Source organism: Anaeroplasma bactoclasticum, from assembly GCF_003550015.1.
Classification (GTDB): Bacteria; Bacillota_I; Bacilli_A; order Acholeplasmatales; family Anaeroplasmataceae; genus Anaeroplasma; species Anaeroplasma bactoclasticum.
In genome coordinates, this window is the sequence record NZ_QXEV01000035.1 from 1 (window position 1) to 18077 (window position 18077).

Annotated in this window: 12 protein-coding genes and 1 pseudogene; 2 read left to right on the top strand and 11 right to left on the bottom strand. The window is 29.4% G+C overall.

The annotated features are described in order from the left end of the window. Positions 1-282: pseudogene (locus EI71_RS10245) on the top strand (hypothetical protein); the annotation flags it as partial. 41 nt (positions 283-323) lie between these two features. Here the strand turns inward: EI71_RS10245 and EI71_RS09010 are convergent. Beyond that, complete coding sequence (locus EI71_RS09010; RefSeq protein ID WP_119016912.1) at positions 324-2021, bottom strand: sensor domain-containing diguanylate cyclase; 1698 nt, start codon at positions 2019-2021, stop codon at positions 324-326. Positions 2022-2128: 107 nt separating this feature from the next. On the opposite strand from EI71_RS09010, the gene EI71_RS09015 reads away from it, so the two are divergent. After that, on the top strand, positions 2129-2524 hold the full coding sequence (locus EI71_RS09015) for an HIT family protein (RefSeq protein ID WP_119016913.1): 396 nt from the start codon (positions 2129-2131) through the stop codon (positions 2522-2524). Between the two features lie 21 nt (positions 2525-2545). On the opposite strand, the gene EI71_RS09020 is transcribed toward EI71_RS09015, so the two are convergent. The 10 genes from EI71_RS09020 to dnaA all read right to left on the bottom strand — a co-directional run bounded on the left by EI71_RS09020 (position 2546) and on the right by dnaA (position 17703). Then, a complete protein-coding gene (locus tag EI71_RS09020) occupies positions 2546-4459 on the bottom strand; it encodes an NAD(+) synthase (RefSeq protein WP_162849922.1) in 1914 nt (637 codons plus the stop codon). 3 nt (positions 4460-4462) lie between these two features. Next, positions 4463-4978 (bottom strand): adenylyltransferase/cytidyltransferase family protein, encoded by a 516-nt coding sequence (locus EI71_RS09025; RefSeq protein ID WP_119016914.1) that lies wholly within the window; start codon positions 4976-4978, stop codon positions 4463-4465. Positions 4979-5015: 37 nt separating this feature from the next. Continuing rightward, complete coding sequence (locus EI71_RS09030) at positions 5016-7337, bottom strand: ATP-dependent DNA helicase (RefSeq protein WP_119016915.1); 2322 nt, start codon at positions 7335-7337, stop codon at positions 5016-5018. Positions 7338-7466: 129 nt separating this feature from the next. Further along, complete coding sequence (locus EI71_RS09035) at positions 7467-8876, bottom strand: hypothetical protein (protein WP_119016916.1); 1410 nt, start codon at positions 8874-8876, stop codon at positions 7467-7469. Between the two features lie 87 nt (positions 8877-8963). Beyond that, on the bottom strand, positions 8964-11531 hold the full coding sequence (gene gyrA / locus EI71_RS09040; protein ID WP_245951366.1) for a DNA gyrase subunit A: 2568 nt from the start codon (positions 11529-11531) through the stop codon (positions 8964-8966). A 15-nt stretch (positions 11532-11546) separates the two neighbouring features. Continuing rightward, positions 11547-13547, bottom strand: coding sequence for a DNA topoisomerase (ATP-hydrolyzing) subunit B (gene gyrB, locus EI71_RS09045; RefSeq protein ID WP_119016917.1), 2001 nt, complete (start codon positions 13545-13547; stop codon positions 11547-11549). 1 nt (position 13548) lies between these two features. Then, positions 13549-14589 (bottom strand): DNA replication/repair protein RecF, encoded by a 1041-nt coding sequence (gene recF, locus EI71_RS09050; protein WP_119016918.1) that lies wholly within the window; start codon positions 14587-14589, stop codon positions 13549-13551. Then, positions 14586-14792 (bottom strand): S4 domain-containing protein YaaA, encoded by a 207-nt coding sequence (gene yaaA / locus EI71_RS09055; protein WP_162849923.1) that lies wholly within the window; start codon positions 14790-14792, stop codon positions 14586-14588. Before yaaA ends, recF begins: the two co-directional genes overlap by 4 nt. 309 nt (positions 14793-15101) lie before the next feature. After that, positions 15102-16244, bottom strand: coding sequence for a DNA polymerase III subunit beta (gene dnaN, locus EI71_RS09060; RefSeq protein ID WP_119016920.1), 1143 nt, complete (start codon positions 16242-16244; stop codon positions 15102-15104). Positions 16245-16380: 136 nt separating this feature from the next. Continuing rightward, on the bottom strand, positions 16381-17703 hold the full coding sequence (gene dnaA, locus EI71_RS09065) for a chromosomal replication initiator protein DnaA (RefSeq protein WP_119016921.1): 1323 nt from the start codon (positions 17701-17703) through the stop codon (positions 16381-16383). Positions 17704-18077 lie beyond the last annotated feature (374 nt).

An 18077-nucleotide genomic window follows, 5' to 3' on the forward strand; every position in this document is an offset into this window, starting at 1 on the left:
AATCACACAGTATCAAATGTAAATCAGATTCATAGTGAACTATCAATTTTGATTTCAAAAAAGCATGGCATATCAACAAGACATCTTCAGGATTATTTAAACTGGCTTCTGTTCTTAAAGAAGATTAAATATAGAGTAAAGGCCGAGGCAAGAGTTTCATTTACTTATATGGAATCAATGAAACAAGTTCATACAATAGCGGTAAGAAATATAACTAAGCTTCCTATGCCTATTGATTTATATCAGGCCTATGGAGCATATCATTATGGAATTTTTTCTTAATTACCAACTTTTTGTTTGAACTTAGCAAATAATTTTTAAAATTAGCTCTTTTGTTTCTTTGCATGCCTATATCTTTTATTCTTATACATTTCCTCATCTGCCTTTATTGCAAGCTCCTCTAAGGAAATATCTGGATAATCCTCTTTTATTGCATAACCAACAGCTATAGATAATGTAGGATTATATAATCCCTTCCATATAGCAATATCATTATTTAATTCATTAATCTTATTGTATATTTCTTGTTTTGACATATGTACAATAGCACAGAATTCATCTCCACCAGTACGGAAAATATTAGCTCCTGTACCTTCGGATAAATGCTTTTTAATTATATTTGCAGTTGCAATTAATAATTCATCTCCAGCCTTATGGCCTAAGTTATCATTAGATTCTTTTAAATAATTGACATCGAATGCTACAATAGCTAAATGACGAATTCCAGAATATGCCTTTTCTTTTACAATGCTTTCTTCATAGGATCTTCTATTACCTATACCTGTTAAAGCATCAATATAAGCATATTTGATAGTTCTTTCCATCATTGCGTGGTGTCCCATTACCAGTACAAATTCTTTTAAAATAGTATATCCAAATACTGTAGCAAGCACTGTCATTGCAAGTAAGAAATATAAATTATAATCAAAGCCTATAGGACCAAACATATATCCTATAATACATATTCCAATTAATACTAAGAAAATTATAAATCCACAAATTAATAATATTACATCTTTAGATTTTTCTTTTATCATCGCAAGAATAACTATTACAATGGATGCGAATAATCCAGAGAATAATAATACCTGTGTAACTATCAGCATATTTGCAATATCTGCTATACCTGTAATAAAGAATAGGGTTTGTAATAATATATTTAGGCAATATATTCCTTCTAATATGATAAAGAAAGGCTTATATTTCTTTAATATATAATAAACGATATATACTAAGCCTATCGGCACTATGGATAATGAAAAATAAGATAATATATCATTTACAACTAAATGACCTGTCATTATAAATACTAAATGTAAGTCAGTTAATACCCAAAGGGCAGCACTATAAGAAAATACAAATAAACTTAAGAAATATTCTTCTTTTATGGATACTAATTTAACACCCTTTATTTTTATAACAACATAAATGATTAAATAAATTGTTCCTGTAATAAGTAGTAAGGATGCAAAGAATAATTGCATAGTATTTGATTTAAAAATACTAAATAAATAATCTCCTCTAGAACATAAATAAATATCTTCTATCATAAGCCTTTTGGATTGATTCTCTACCTGCATATGAATTCTTATTTCTTTATTCGAATAAGATTTTTGCATAGTGATAGATAATATATTGGTACCCATTGTTGTAGATACATTTCCAGACTTTGGGAAGGATACATGATAAATAAGCTCATTTCCAACATAAATATCTGTTATCTGATATTGATATTTAAACAAAATGATATCATTATCTGTAACATCACCCAAGGTGTTTTTTAGTTCACATTCCTTAATAGAATAATCCTTTGCAAAAGGAAATACTATTTCTTCTTCTTTACCATCGTAAACTAAAACCCAATTTGTCTCATACTTATCTAAAGTTGAATTTAAATTAGAGTCATAGTGGCTATTTAATACCTCAGCCACAATTAATATAATAAAAAAACAAACAATAGAAAGAATCGGTCCAGTGTATCTTATGAAATTTGTCTTAATATCATCACGTATTCTTTTCATAAACTCACCTATTTTATTTATTATAACTCAAATAAATTTGAGTTTCTATATAGATTGCTTAAATAATGGAAAACGTTTATAATATTTATAGTTTAGGAGGATGAATTATGTGTATTTTTTGTAAAATTATTAATGGTGAAATTCCATCTAAAAAGGTATATGAGGATGAGGATTGCCTTGCAATTTTAGATATTTCTCAAGCGACATTAGGTCATACTTTAGTAATGCCTAAAAAACATTATGATAATTTATTAACTATCGACAATAATGTATATTTAAAGGTAATGGAAAAAGCTAAAATGCTTGCAGAAAAAATAGTACCAAGCTTAGGCGCTAAAGGCGCAAATATTTTAAATAACTGCAATGAGGTTGCAGGACAAAGTGTTATGCATTTCCATGTACATATCTTACCAAGATATGATAAGGAAGAATTAAAAATCGAATTTATGGATCATTCTAAGGATTATAATTTAGATGGTATTTTAAACAAAATAAAACAGTAAAAGGAGGCAAATTGCCTCCTTTTATAACTTTTCTACTTCATCTAAATATAATTTAGAATATGTATCACTAGACATTCTTAAATCTCCTCTTGGTGATACAGCAACACTACCTACTTTAATACCATCTGGTACACAGTTTCTTTTAAACTGCTGTGTAAAGAATCTCTTTATAAATACCTTTAGGGTAGCTTTTATTTCATTTGGCTTGAAATCATCCTTAAATGTTTCTTTAGCTAAGAAATATATTTTCTTTACTGGTGCTCCATATCTTAAGAAATGATATAAGAAGAAATCATTTAAAATATATGGACCTACATTCTTTTCTGTTTCTTGAGATATATTACCATTTTCATCTAGTGGTAATAATTCTGGAGATATAGGAGTATTTAAAATATCTGTTAGAGTTTCTTTAATAACTCCTTCTTCTTCATCTCTAATATGACCAATTAAGGTAGTAACTAATGTTTTTGGAATAGAACAATTTACTCCATAATTAGACATATGATCTCCATTATATGTAGCCCAGCCTAACGCAAGCTCAGATAAATCTCCTGTACCAACTACAATACCACCCTCTTGATTTGCAACATCAAAAAGAATTTGAGTTCTTTCCCTTGCTTGAGTGTTTTCATAGGTTATATCATATACTCCATCTTTATGATTTATATCTTTAAAATGCTGAATACAAGCATCCTTAATAGAGATTTCACGGAAATCTGCACCATAGGATGTAATTAGGGTTTTCGAATTATTATATGTTCTTCCACTTGTACCAAAGCCTGGCATAGTAATTGCGATTACATTACTCTTTGGTAAATTTAAAATATTACATACTCTCATAGTGATTAAGAAGGCAAGTGTAGAATCAGCACCACCAGAAATACCAATAATCATTTTAGAATTACCTAAATATTTAACTCTTTTAGCTAATGCATAGGATTGAATATTTAGTATTTCTTCTAATCCTTCCTTTGTATGAGCTAAGAATGGCTTTTTATTGTATTTTCTTAATAATGTATTATTATGGATGGAAAGTTCAAAATAAGCCTCAGGATAAGTATAATCAAAGCTTACACCTGCATAGGAATTTGTTTTATTTCTATCATTTTTAATTCTTTGAATATCGACATCCTGAATTAATAAATTTGATTCAAATTTAAATCTTTCATTTTCAATAAATGTTCCATCTGGTTCAGCAATCATTGCGTGACCAGAAAATAAAATATCCGATGTAGATTCACTAATTCCACTAGAAGCATATACATATGCAGCTAAAGTTTTAGATGCTTGCATACGAACTAGATTTCTTCTATAGGAAACCTTACCAATCGTTTCATTAGAGCTAGATAAATTAAAAATTATGGTTGCACCATTTAATGTAGTGAAATTAGATGGGGTATTTGATACCCATAAATCCTCACAAATATCTATGGCATAAGTTAAATCATAATTCTTACATTTATAGCATAATTTATTAGAAATAAGTACATTTTCACCTAATAATTCAATAGAATTAACAGTTAAATTACTTCCACTTTTAAACCATCTAGCTTCATAGAATTCATTATAATTTGGAATAAATGTTTTTGGTGTTATACCAATAATGCTTCCATTATAGAAGGATAATGCACAATTATATAAAGAATTTTTAATACGAATTGGTGCACCAACTATGAATACTAAAGGAGTTGTTTTAGAATACTCCTTTAATTCTTTTAAAGCATTTAATACTCCAGTATATAAATCATCATTTAAAAACATATCCTGGGCAGTATAGCCTGTTAGGGAAAGCTCTGGTGTTGTAATAATATCAACACCCTTTTTTTCCGCTAAATCTAAATTTTTAATAATTTCTTTTACATTCCATGCTGGATCACATAAATGAATTTCATTTACTAAAGCTGCAACACGAATATAACCATATTCTTTTAACATTACCTATACCTCCATAAGATATTTTTTTAATTCATCAAAGTATTTATGAATTAATGGATTTGTATATTTTTCAAATTCTTCTCTTTTGTTCTTTTTGATATATCCTCTTAAGGTTGTACCATCAATTGGAATAAGCTTTCTATCAATACTAATATAAGATAATTCACTATAATTTTTATACCATGTATTTAATTTAGGTTCTTCTCCATAAATAATTAAATCTGGCTTTCCTAATACCTTAATTGCATTTTCTATTACATAATCTCCCCATTTAGGTACATTCCCAACACCTAAATCTGGAAGTGGATATATATGAATAGAATCTTTATATATATCATGTAGCATATTATATCTTAATTCATAAGGGAAGGGATTTTCCTTTGTACCGGATTTATCACTAGAACCAATAAATACTAATACCTCGTCGCATAACGCAAGCGCATGCTCAATAATAGATTCATGGCCAAAGTGAACTCCTTGAAACCTTCCTAATACTAAACCAATTTTATATTGCTTCATTTTAGACACCCTCTCATACTAAGTAAAAATCTAAAAATTATTTCTCCTTATTATAAAAACTTAATAGCTCTTTTTTCAATAAGTAAGTGTTTGTAATAATCTTTTTATTTTTCCAATGAGGTGGAAATAAGGATAAATAGGAAGAATAGCTAAATCTTTCATCCATTAATATTGCAATACCCTTATCAGAAGTATCTCTTATAACTCTTCCTACTGCTTGTATTACTTTAGTTAAGCCAGGATATTGGTATGCATATTCAAAGCCTTTACCATATTCTTGTTCAAAATGATCCTTTAATATATCATTTTCTTCACATACCATAGGTAGTCCAACTCCAACAATAATTACACCAGTTAATGCATCTCCAAGTAAATCAATCCCCTCAGAGAATGCTCCTCCCATAACAAAGAAACCAAATTTTGTATTTGTTGTATTTTTAAACTTCTTTATAATTTGATTCTTTTCCTTATCTGTCATATTGTTCTTTTGAATAATACATTCATAATTTGGATTATCTATTACATCTGTAACCATATTCATATATTGGTAGGAAGGAAAGAATACAATATAATTTCCAGGATGTGCATTACTAACAACATCAATAGTTTCTAATATTTCATCTACTGTATTAATTCTATTTTTATACTTTGTAGAGATTTTATTATTGATAATAATATCTAAATTATTCGGGTCAAATGGACTATTTAAGGATATATATTTACCTTCTCCATGAGTTAATAGATTCGAATGATATTCTATAGGATATAAAGTAGCACTAAAGAATACAATTCCATGAATAGATTCTTTAATTGTTTTTAATAAATAAAGGGAAGCATCTAGGCAGTAATATTCTATAGAAATAATATCATCCTTAAGCTTAATTAGAGTTTTATGATTTTCTCCATATATTTCTGATGCATTTATAAAGCTTAATATTTTATAATAAACATCCATTGCTTCATCTTTATCTTTTATTTTTTTATTCTCATGGAAGCATTCATCACATTTTTGACTTAAATTTCTTAAATATACATTAAAATCTAAATCCATAGTATTTTGACATAATAATGCATTTTCCGCTAAAGAATCCATATATTTTTCTAATGCTTCTATTGCTTTATTACATTCACTTCTAATACTAGGTTTTAAACCATTTAAGGCTTTTCTTATAATTCTTAAATCCTCTGTTGTAATTCTTGCAGAATACATTTCCTTTGATCTTTGAATTAAATTATGAGCCTCATCTACTAATACCTTTGGATTATAGGTATCATCATCAAAATAGCGAATTAAATGTGCATGAGGGTCAAAGCCATAATTATAATCTGCAATAATAATGTCACAGTAATAGGATAAATATAAGCTAAATTCAAATGCACAAATATTATGCTTATTCGCTACAGCTAATATAGTATCCATATCATAAATATCATAATCATTAAAGATTTCAAATGTTGCAGCCTTTAATCTATCAAAATAGCCTAAAGCAAAAGGACAATCCTCTGGATTACAATTTTTATTTCCTCTATTACATATTTTACTTTTCGCTGTTATATCAATAGTTTTAACCTTTAATCCCTTTTTAGATAATATTTTAATAGCATCAAGGGGTGCATTTTTTCCAGAGCCTTTCGCTGTTAAATAAAATAATTTATCATTTTTATTTAAAGATTTTAAACCAGAAAACATAGTAGCCATAGTTTTTCCTATACCTGTAGGCGCAATAGCGTATAGGATATCATTTTTTGTTAATGTCTCATATACAGCTCTCATTAATTCCTTTTGGCCAGGTCTTTTTTCTGTAAAAGGGAATTCAATTTCTTCTATTGTTTTATATTTATTAATTTCTGCTTCATCTATCATTTTTAAGAAGGTAATATATTCTTCTAAAACATTAAAGAAGAAATCCTCTAATTCCTCTTGAGGAATAATAGAATCAAAGCTTTTAGTTTCATAATCTATTGTAGATATATAGGTTAATCTTATATGCATTAAATCCATATCATTTTGAATGGAATACAAATATGCATATATTTTAAGTTGAGCCAAATGCTCCTTATGATATTCTTGGGTAATTAAATCTAATTCCTCTTCTGTAGATTTAATTTCTTCTATTATCTTTTCTCCATTAATATCTAATACTCCATCCATAAAACCATGAATTAAATATTCTTCACCCAAATAATTAATCTTCTCTTTAATATAAACCTCAGCTAAAGAATCCTGATTATATTTATTTTGTAAATAATCATGAGCCTTAGCTCCAGCCATTAAATCTTTATTGGAGAAATATTCATTTGTAAGATTACCACTAGCACAAATAAAATAAGCTAGCTCTTTAATTGCGATTTTATGCATGAATTTAAGCTCCTTAAGGTATTTCTATTATAATAGAAATTTATAAAGAATTCTATAATGTTTCATTATGTATAAGTATTTTCTTCTTAAACATAAAAACACCAAAACTTAAGTCTTGGTGTCATTATATTATTCAACTTCAAAATATTTTTCTATAAAGGCTTTTTCATTGTAAAAACTAAGATTACCAACCCATGAATCAATTTCATATGGAGCTATCGCGAAAGGAAAATAAGTTTTATTAAATAGTTGATTTTTACTCAATCCTAATTCTTCTCTATTATAAATAGTAAAATTACCGGTTAAACTAACAGGATCATTCAAAAGAGATTTTTCACTATAATAGAATCCATAATGTACGTTTTCTGATGCAGTAAAAGCTAAGCAATATTCATCTATTACTGTAAGCCAATTTCCACCATGATTTATATAATAATATCCATTTTCTTTATTTCCATAGATAGAATCAATTATAGTTAGCTGTTCCTTTAGAATGTCAGGATTTCTCCATCCTGCATATTTTTCAATATTGAATAATAGATTTTTGTTTATAGGAGCATTATTTTCTGCTGAAGCATTAATATATTCTCCCTCAGATTCATCATTTAAGACAATATCTTCTGCTGACATGGTTGTGTAAAATTTAACAGTTCCATTCGCAATACCATCTCCTATATTTACTATCTTTTTATCATATCTAAATGAATTCAAACTAATTTCTGTTATTATAGTGTATGTATCATCTTTCCTAATTGCATATGTGGATAAGGTTAATGTTTTTCCATAGAAAATATCAAAGCTTTCATAATAAAAGAATAGATTACCTGTTTCAAAATCCATTATAACTTTTTGTTTTTCATATATACTTCCTTGGTCTAATTGGTGTGTATATATCACAGCTTTATATTTATTAGCGATGTTCCATCTACCAACGCCATCTACCTTATTATCATAATAAAAATCTGTATTACAATAATCCTCTTTGGTTAATTTAGTGGCATCCTCTTTCATTTTTGGTGCTTTTCCAGTAAATTCTGATGATGTTGGATTAGATAATAATAATTCCTTTGAATCTAAATCATTTCTAATAATGTGAGAAACAAAATTTGTAGAAATATTATTTTTTATATTATGATATGTTAAACCAACTCCAACTGTTATAGTATAACCACTAAATTTCGTTAAATCATATAAAGTATGTACAGCATAATATGTATTTAACTCTTTAGGCTTACCATTTTCACCTAATACTTCATCATATACTGTTGTAGTAGTATATGTTGCAGATTTTTGGTCATGAATATCGTTTGGATTATATAAATAGAAATAAAAAGTAATTTCATTTATATCATTTAAATCTTCTAAATTACTTATTGTTGCAATATAACGAATTTTAGTTTCATTACCATTACTTGCATTTTCTTGTTGTTCTAATGTACAGTTAGGATGACTACTTGCAGAAGCATTAATTCCTTTTAAAGATATACAAGCAATAAATGCAATAATTACTAAACATAAACGAATTATAAATTTTTTCATTTTGTCCCCTCCCAAAGCTAAAAAAATTATATCAATTATATTCTATAAAAACAAGAGAAAACCTGCAAAAATAGCAGGTTTTTCATTTTATTCTTCAGTTGTTTCAATAGTTTCTGAAGTAGCCTCTAAAGTAGCTTCTACTTCTTCATTAGACTCATTTGTGATGTCATCAACTACTTCTTCATCCTCTTCCTTTTCTACAACGGCAATTGTAGAAATAGCTTGATTATCACGAATAGAAATTAGCTTAACTCCTTGAGTTGCACGCTTTGTTTGTGAAATAGTATTACAATGCATACGAATAACTACACCACGGTCTGTAGTAATAATTAAATCGTCTTCCTCTGTTACACCAGCAAGGCAAACTAAGTTACCATTCTTTTCTGTAACATTCATTGTCTTAACACCAGAGCCGCCTCTACCCTGTAATCTATATTCATCAGCAGCAGTTCTCTTACCATAGCCCTTAGAAGATACAACTAAAATAGAATCCTCTTCAGACTTAACAATTGCACAACCAACAATAGAATCTTCCTTATCTAAAAGCATACCACGTACACCAGCACCACTTCTACCGATAGATCTAATTTCTTCAGCAGCAAATCTTATTGCCTTACCATTAGATGCACCAAGTACAATAGATTCTGTTCCATTAATTAAATATACTCTAAATAATTCATCATCAGGGTCTAGAGTAATTGCAATAATACCTGTTGAACGAATATTTGCGAATTCCTTCATTTGAGTTCTCTTAACTGTACCATTCTTTGTAACGAAGAATAGATATAGGTCATCATTTAATTCATCAACATGAGTAATTGTTTGAACATGCTCATTTTCCTGTAAAGGTAATAAATTAACTAAAGGTGTACCCTTAGCTGTTCTAGAGCCTTCAGGAATGTTATAAGCCTTCATAGAATATACTCTACCCTTATTTGTAAAGAACATCAAATAATTATGAGTAAATGTAGGAATGATCATAGAAACATCATCATCGGCATGAGTTTTCATACCAGAAATACCTACACCACCACGAGATTGTGCACGGTATTCTGTTTGCTTCATTCTCTTTACATAACCCTTTGTAGTTAATGTAACAATAACATCTTCCTTTTCAATTAAATCCTCATTAGAGATATTTAATGCAGTATTAAGAGCAAGCTCACTCTTTCTAGTATCTGCATAACGAGATTTAATTTCTTCCATTTCAGTAATTAATACTTCATTCTTTCTTTCAGGAGATGCTAAAATTTCTCTATATACATCTGCAGCCTTTAATAAGCTATCACGCTCTTCAACAAGCTTTGTATAATTTAGACCTGAAATTCTTTGTAATCTCATATCCAAGATAGCTTGAGCCTGGGCATCATCTAAATTGAAGCGATTCATTAATTTTTCTTTTTCAGTACCATCCTTAGTATTTCTAATTAAATGAATAACCTCATCAATATTATCCTGAGCAATTAATAAACCATCTAAGATATGGATTCTATCTAATGCCTTATCTAAATCGAATTGTGTTCTTCTTGTAATAACATCTAGCTGATGCTTTAAATATACATCGATTGCATCATGTAATGTAATATTTACAGGTCTATTATCTACAATACAAACCATATTCATACCATAGGAGGATTGAAGTGGTGTGTATTTATATAGCATATTTAAAATTACTTCTGGATTAACATCTCTTCTAAGCTCAATAACAATTCTTAAGCCTGCCATAGAGGATTCATCTCTTAAATCCATAATACCATCAATAATCTTATCCTTTGCTACTTCTGCAATTCTTTGAACAATTCTTGTTTTATTAATACCATAAGGAATTTCAGTTACAACAATTTCAGCTTTACCATTTTCAAAGGTATCGATATGAGCCTTAGATCTAATTGTAATAGAGCCTAAGCCCTTTGTATAAGCATCAATTAAGCCTTCCTTACCTAAGATTAAACCACCTGTAGGGAAATCAGGTCCCTTAACATATTGCATTAAATCCTCACTTGTTAATTCAGGATTCTTTATTAATGCGATACAACCATCAATAACCTCACCTAGGTTATGTGGTGGAATATTTGTTGCCATACCTACAGCGATACCTGTTGTACCATTAACTAATAGGTTTGGAATTCTTGATGGTAATAATACTGGTTCAATTTCAGTTGCATCATAGTTTTCTGCAAAATCTACAGTGTTTTTATCGATATCTCTTAGCATTTCCATAGCTATTTTGGATAATCTGGCTTCGGTATAACGCATTGCGGCTGCACCATCACCATCAATATTACCAAAGTTACCATGACCATCAACAAGTGGATAGCGGTAACTGAAGTCCTGAGCCATACGTACCATTGCTTCATAAATAGAAGAGTCACCATGTGGGTGATACTTACCCATTACATCACCAACAATACGGGCAGATTTCTTATGCTGTACATTAGAGAAAATCTTAAGCTCATTCATACCATAAAGAATTCTTCTTTGAACTGGTTTTAATCCATCTCTTGCATCAGGTAATGCTCTTGCAATAATAACACTCATTGCATAGTTCAAGAAGGATCTTTTCATTTTTTGATTTACGTCTAGTAATTCGATAGCCTCTTCTTTTCTTTCCTCTAAGGCTTTTTCAAATTCTATATCTTTTTCATTCATAGCCATTTTGATTTACTCTCCTTAAATATCCAAGTTGTCTGCAAAATGGGCATTTTCTTGAATAAATACCTTACGAGGATCAACCTCTTCACCCATTAATTCTTCAAAAATACGGTCTGCCTCTAGTGCATCATCTAGATGTACTCTTACTAATGTTCTATATCTTGGGTCCATAGTTGTTTCCCATAGCTGTTCTGCGTCCATTTCACCTAGACCTTTGTATCTTTGAACATCATATTTCTTACCCTGATACTTTGTTTTCTTTAAAGTTTCTAAGTCTTCATCAGAATAAACATAATCCATTTGCTTAGCATATTGGATTCTATATAGAGGTGGCTTTGCTACATAAATATAGCCAGCCTCGATTAAGCCTTTCATAAAGCGATGGAAGAATGTTAATAATAAAATACAAATATGCTCACCATCGACATCGGCATCGCTCATGATAATAATCTTATGATATCTAGCCTTAGTAATATCAAATTCTTCACCAATTCCTGTACCAATTGCACGAATCATTGTTTGAATTTCTTGATTTTCTAATGCTCTAGCTAATTGTACCTTTTGTACATTTAAAACCTTACCACGAAGTGGAAGAATTGCCTGATAATTGGAGTTTCTACCAGATTTTGCAGAACCACCGGCAGAATCTCCCTCTACTAAATACATTTCGCATTTTTCAGGGTCCTTGCATCTACAATCTGCAAGTTTACTTGATAGCATTAAATTATCTAGTGGAGATTTTCTTCTTGTAGCTTCTCTTGCCTTTCTTGCATTAATTCTTGCACGAGAAGCAAGTAAACATTTTTCAATAATAGTTTTAGCATCTGCAGGATGCTCAGCTAAATATCTTTCTAATGTTTCACCCCAAGCCTTAGATACTAATCCTCTAACCTCTGGGTTACCAAGCTTAGCCTTTGTCTGTCCTTCAAATTCTGGGTTAGGATGCTTAATAGAAATAACTGCAACAATACCTTCTAATGTATCTTCTCTTGTTAATTCTTCATCCTTCTTTAGCATCTTATTATCATCTGCATATTTCTTTAATACTCTTGCTAAAGCCATCTTGAAGCCTTCTTCATGATGACCACCCTCATGAGTATTAACATTATTTACGAAGGAATAAATTGTTGTATTATAGGATTCATTATATTGCATAGCAATTTCAATAATTACATCTCTTGTAACTTCTTTACCATCACTATTTAATTCTTTATATGAACCAATAGAATTATTGTAAATAATATCCTTATTTAAGGTTGTCTTTGTTCCTGTTAAGAAAGTAACATATTCCTTTACGCCACCTTCATAATGATATGTATTGGAGACTACATTGGAAGGATCTCTTTCATCTTCAACAGTGATTGTTAAAACACTATTAAGATATGCAGTTTCCTGCATTCTCTTACGGATTGTTTCATAATTGAAGACTAAAGTTTCATGGAACATTTCATAATCTGGCTTGAATGTAACAATTGTACCTGTATGATCCGATGTATCATGCTCGTATAATTCTTTTACAACGATACCACGCTCAAATCTTTCAGTATACTGCTTACCATTACGCATTACAGTAACCTCTAGCCACTCAGATAAGGCATTAACTACAGATGCACCTACACCATGTAGACCACCAGATACCTTATATGCACCATCATCAAATTTACCACCGGCATGTAATACTGTAAAAATAGCTTCTAGTGCTGGCTTTTTTGTTTCTGGGTGAATATCAATAGGCATACCACGTCCATTATCTGTAACTCTAATTACATTATCTGGTAAAATTTCAACTCGAATATGAGATGCATAGCCTGCTAAAGCCTCATCGACAGAGTTATCTGCAATTTCCCATACAAGATGATGTAATCCTGTTTCACCAGTAGAACCAATATACATACCTGGTCTTTCTCTTACTGGCTCTAGACCCTTTAAAATTTTAATCTTATCCGCACCATAATTGGATGCATCAGGATTATCACCAGTTAATTCTTCAATTTCTTTTTTAACATCAATATCTTCCATGTTATCTCTCCTTTTTTTCCATTCTGATAACCAAAGCATTTTTTAATAATTCATCAGGTATCTCCATTACTGATGTTGTTGTAATAAATGCTTGGTAGGAATTATTAATATACTTTACAAGGGATGAAATCCTTGATTTATCTAATGCAGCAAAAACATCATCTAAAAGTAATATAGGCTTTTTATTTGTTAATTCCTCTATATACTTCTTCAACGCAAGCTTTACTGCAATACATATTAATCTTGCTTGGCCTTCGGATGCATATTCTTCTGCATCCATACCATCCATTTCAATAACAAACTCATCTCTATGACATCCAATTCCTGTGGATTTCATAAATAAATCGCTTTTTTCGTGTTTTTTATAAGAATCTAATACATCTTTAGGATTATATGTAGATTTATAAATTAAACGGATATTTTCCGTGTTTAAATCAATAGTAATATCCTTTAGAATCTCATTTAATCTATTGATAAATAAAATTCTTCTATCATAGATTTTTAAAGTATATTCAGAAATACTTTTTGTAAGTACATCTAAAAATGTAGGATCAATATCTTCTTGCTTTAATAATTCATTTCTTTCTGCAAGAATCTTTTTATATAAATTTAAAGTTTTTAAATATGTTTTATCTATTAAAGATATTTCCATATCTAAGAATCTTCTTTTATCTAGTTTTGATCCCTTCACTAAGCTAATATCATCTGGTGAATACATCACAACAGATAAATTACCTACAAAATCACTTAATTTTTTTACTTCACTTTTGTTAATAAAGCCAACTCTTGATTCCTTAGATATGACATATTTATATTTTCTATCTGCTGTAATATCTATAATGGAGAATAAAGAGTCCTTTTTTATAATGGTAGATAAATCATTTGTTCTATGGCTCTTTCCGGTAGAACATAAATAAAGAGCCTCCAAAATAGAAGTTTTCCCAGTGGCATTTTTGCCACTAAGAATAACTAAGGGATTTAATGAATCTAAAGTAAGATTTTCAAATAATCGAAAATCCTTTAGTTCAATTTTAGAAATCATGCAATTTGGTATTCTTCCTTACCAATTTTAATTACATCATTTGCCCTTAGCTTTCTTCCTCTTCTAGTTTCAATAACACCATTAACTAAAACCTCATTTTCCATAAGGTAGTATTTTGCCTGTCCACCAGAAGAAATGTAATCTTCCATCTTTAGAAGCTGCTGTAATTCTATATATTCTGTTTTGATATTAATAATTTTCATAAATCTCTACCATTTCCTTCTATATGATTATATCATATAGGTAAAAGGTAATCAAGAATTTTGGCTTTTTTTTAATTTTTTTTATTTTATGTAAAAATATATAGGTTTTTAGAAAAATTCATAAATTTAAAAATTTAACGCTTTTTAATGCTATAGGTATTATAATATCCCTGTTCTTTTCATCTCGGCAAAAGAAAAAACAAATGTTTACAATTTGTATCAATTATAATTTTAGTGATAGCTTAACCTATCAAAATGATAGAATACATTTATTTATATAATAAATAAAAGACACCCGGAGGTGTCTTATTATTCCATATTTACTGGTAAGATTAATTGAGTTAAATTTGCATCTCTATCGCCACGAATAATGAATGGACGAATAGCACCAGAAAGGTTTAAGGAAACCTCTGTAGAGATGAAGCTTCTTAATGCCTCAATTAAATAACGGCTTGAAAAGCCAATTGTAATAGGATTTGCTGAATCAATAGATGTTGGAATTAATTCTTCTTTGGCATCACCTACTGCAGCATTTGTAGTTGAAATTTCAATAATTCTATCTTTCTTAATAGAAAGCTTAATAATAGAATAAGTAATTTCTCTATCTGTTGCTTTATCTCTAGGAGATAAAAGAGATACTCTTTCTACTGCTTCAACTAATTCATCCTTGTTGAATTTTAATACAATTGGGAATTCAGCTGGAATTAATCTTGATGTATCTGGATAATTACCATCAAGTAATCTTGTTTGGAATGAAATATTCTTAAATGATACTAAAAGCTTATTTGTTCCAAAATATAATGTTACTCTTTCACCATATTGGTCAATAGCCTTTAATAATTCATCAAAACTCTTATTTGGTACTGTGATATTGAAATCCTTATATTCAGGATCAATAGCAACTACCTTTTGAGATAATCTAAAGGAATCTGTAGCAGTAGCAATTAGCTTACCACCTACATTCTTTAAATTAACGCCTGTTAAAATAGGCTTCTTTTCACTTGTTGCAGTTGCGAATACTGTTTCACGGATAACTCCCTTTAAAACATCTGCATCAATAACAAGTGGATTTTCATGTAATACGAAATCAATTTTTGGATAATCTACAGGATCCATAATCTGTAATTTGTATTCACCACGATCAGCTTTAATAACTAATACCTTATCATCAGAAAGATATAAATTGATTTTTTTAGAATTGATCTTTCTTATGATATCAATAAATACTTTACCAGGTACTACGGTTTGTCCTGGCTGCTGAATTACTAAGGATTGGTCATTAATTACTACCTCAACAGAAATATCTGAATTTGAAGAAGTCATATAAAGATCTGTATCAGTGGCATACATTTTGATTCCTGTTAATATAGGCATTGGGCTTCTTACTGGTAAGCCTCTTGCGATTGTGTTTAGATTTTCAAGTAAGATTTCGCGATCAATTGAAATGTTCATGTTTGTCTCCTAATAAAAATGTATTTATGTTTAAATTATAATAAATATAATAAAGGATTGTGGGTTTGTGGAAAACTCTAAAAACCCTTTTGTAATCACGTTTTATTATACCATAAAGAATGTGGAAAATGAAGAATTATCCACCAATCTTTTTCAAAACTGTTTCTATAGCGAGCTTTAGTTCTTCGTTTTCTTCTTGCTCTTTTTCTATTTTTTGAATTCCACTCATTACAGATGTGTGATGGCAAGAAAATATTGATGCGATTTGCTGTAAAGTTAAGCTATATTTTGTTTTTAAAATATACATTGATATGTGTCTAGGAGTAACATATTTTTCTTGTCTAGATTTACCAAGCATATCGGCTTGTGGAATAGAATACATATCACTTATTACAGATAATGCATTTTCATAATTATTATCTTCTTTTGGCTTTTTAACTTTAATTAATACCTGAAGCTCATCTTTAGCAAACTGTAGGTTTGGTTCAGCATTAAATAATTCAGACATACGAATAACTCTATTTAATGCACCCTCAAGCTCTCTTACATTATCTGTGAAATTCTCTGCAATATAAGCTAAAACATCATCATTTATCTGTTTTGCAGTCATTTCTTCCGCTTTTTTCTTTAAAATGGATACTCTTTGATTAAAATCTGGCTGATTGATATCAACAACAATACCAGAATTAAATCTAGATGTTAAACGATCCATGAATCCATTTAGCTTAGAAGCTGGTCTATCCGATGTAATTACAACCTGCTTATTATTGTTAATCATTTCATTAAATAGGTTAAAGAATTGTTCTTGTGTAGAAACCTTTTTCTCTAACATTTGAATATCATCAACTAATAATACATCAATAGTAGAATATTTCTTTTCAAAAGCCTCAAAATTCTTATCAGCACATGCTTTTGTATAATCAGAAAAGTATTCCTGTGCTTGAATATATAAAATTTTAAAATCAATATGCATTTCAGAAATGAAGTTACCGATTGCTTGCATTAGGTGTGTTTTTCCTAATCCTACGGAACCAAATATATATAAAGGGTTAACGAAATAACCTGGGTCTTCAGCTACTTTAGTTGCTGTAAGCCAGCTTCTTTTATTTGATTCACCTACTACAAAGGATTCAAATGTATAATTTAGGTTTAAATTATTAACAGATATCTTAGGGATATCAATTGAATCCTGCTTTTTTTCTATAATCTCCTCATCTAAAACGAACTTGAATTTTACTTGTCTTGAGGTAATTTTTTTAAGTATTCCTTCAATACTTTTATAATATACCTGATTAATCTTAAATTTGGTTACCGTATTGGGACAAATAATGTAAATCAGACCATTTTCTTCCTTCGCTGTTCTTTTAACTTTTCCAAAAGTCTCCTCAAAGGTAGAAGGTGCGAGCTGATTTTTTAGTTCATCTCTGACGGAATTCCATAACGACTGGTATTCCTGCATAGTATCACCTGCTATTCTCGGCTATAAGTGTATCATAAAATTACACTGTTTCAAGTTAAAGTTATCCACAAAAAATGTGGAAAACTCTAGGGGGTGTTTTTAGAAGAAACACGGCAAATGTGGAAAACTTTTTAATCAAAAACGTTATAGGTAAGCCATTTTCGTAAAATATATACTTATACACATTGAATTCACAATGTGGAAAAATTATCCACAATTACAGCACATTTTCATAAAAAAAAATAATGGAAAAAATTAAAGGTATAAAAAATTAAATAATTTGTGTTTCCCCATTTTTTAATAAAGGGTAAAAATGATAAAAAAAATCCAGGTGAAAAATACCTGGATTTTGTGCTTTATATAAGGAAAAAGTG

Bases quoted from the DNA above. Each gene is read 5' to 3' on its own strand.
- gyrB (WP_119016917.1), bottom strand. From the start codon at position 13,547: ATGGAAGATATTGATGTTAAAAAAGAAATTGAAGAATTAACTGGTGAT.
- EI71_RS09030 (WP_119016915.1), bottom strand. From the start codon at position 7,337: ATGCATAAAATCGCAATTAAAGAGCTAGCTTATTTTATTTGTGCTAGT.
- EI71_RS09025 (WP_119016914.1), bottom strand. From the start codon at position 4,978: ATGAAGCAATATAAAATTGGTTTAGTATTAGGAAGGTTTCAAGGAGTT.
- EI71_RS09035 (WP_119016916.1), bottom strand. From the start codon at position 8,876: ATGAAAAAATTTATAATTCGTTTATGTTTAGTAATTATTGCATTTATT.
- EI71_RS09010 (WP_119016912.1), bottom strand. From the start codon at position 2,021: ATGAAAAGAATACGTGATGATATTAAGACAAATTTCATAAGATACACT.
- recF (WP_119016918.1), bottom strand. From the start codon at position 14,589: ATGATTTCTAAAATTGAACTAAAGGATTTTCGATTATTTGAAAATCTT.
- EI71_RS09015 (WP_119016913.1), top strand. From the start codon at position 2,129: ATGTGTATTTTTTGTAAAATTATTAATGGTGAAATTCCATCTAAAAAG.
- dnaN (WP_119016920.1), bottom strand. From the start codon at position 16,244: ATGAACATTTCAATTGATCGCGAAATCTTACTTGAAAATCTAAACACA.
- gyrA (WP_245951366.1), bottom strand. From the start codon at position 11,531: ATGGCTATGAATGAAAAAGATATAGAATTTGAAAAAGCCTTAGAGGAA.
- dnaA (WP_119016921.1), bottom strand. From the start codon at position 17,703: ATGCAGGAATACCAGTCGTTATGGAATTCCGTCAGAGATGAACTAAAA.
- yaaA (WP_162849923.1), bottom strand. From the start codon at position 14,792: ATGAAAATTATTAATATCAAAACAGAATATATAGAATTACAGCAGCTT.
- EI71_RS09020 (WP_162849922.1), bottom strand. From the start codon at position 4,459: ATGTTAAAAGAATATGGTTATATTCGTGTTGCAGCTTTAGTAAATGAA.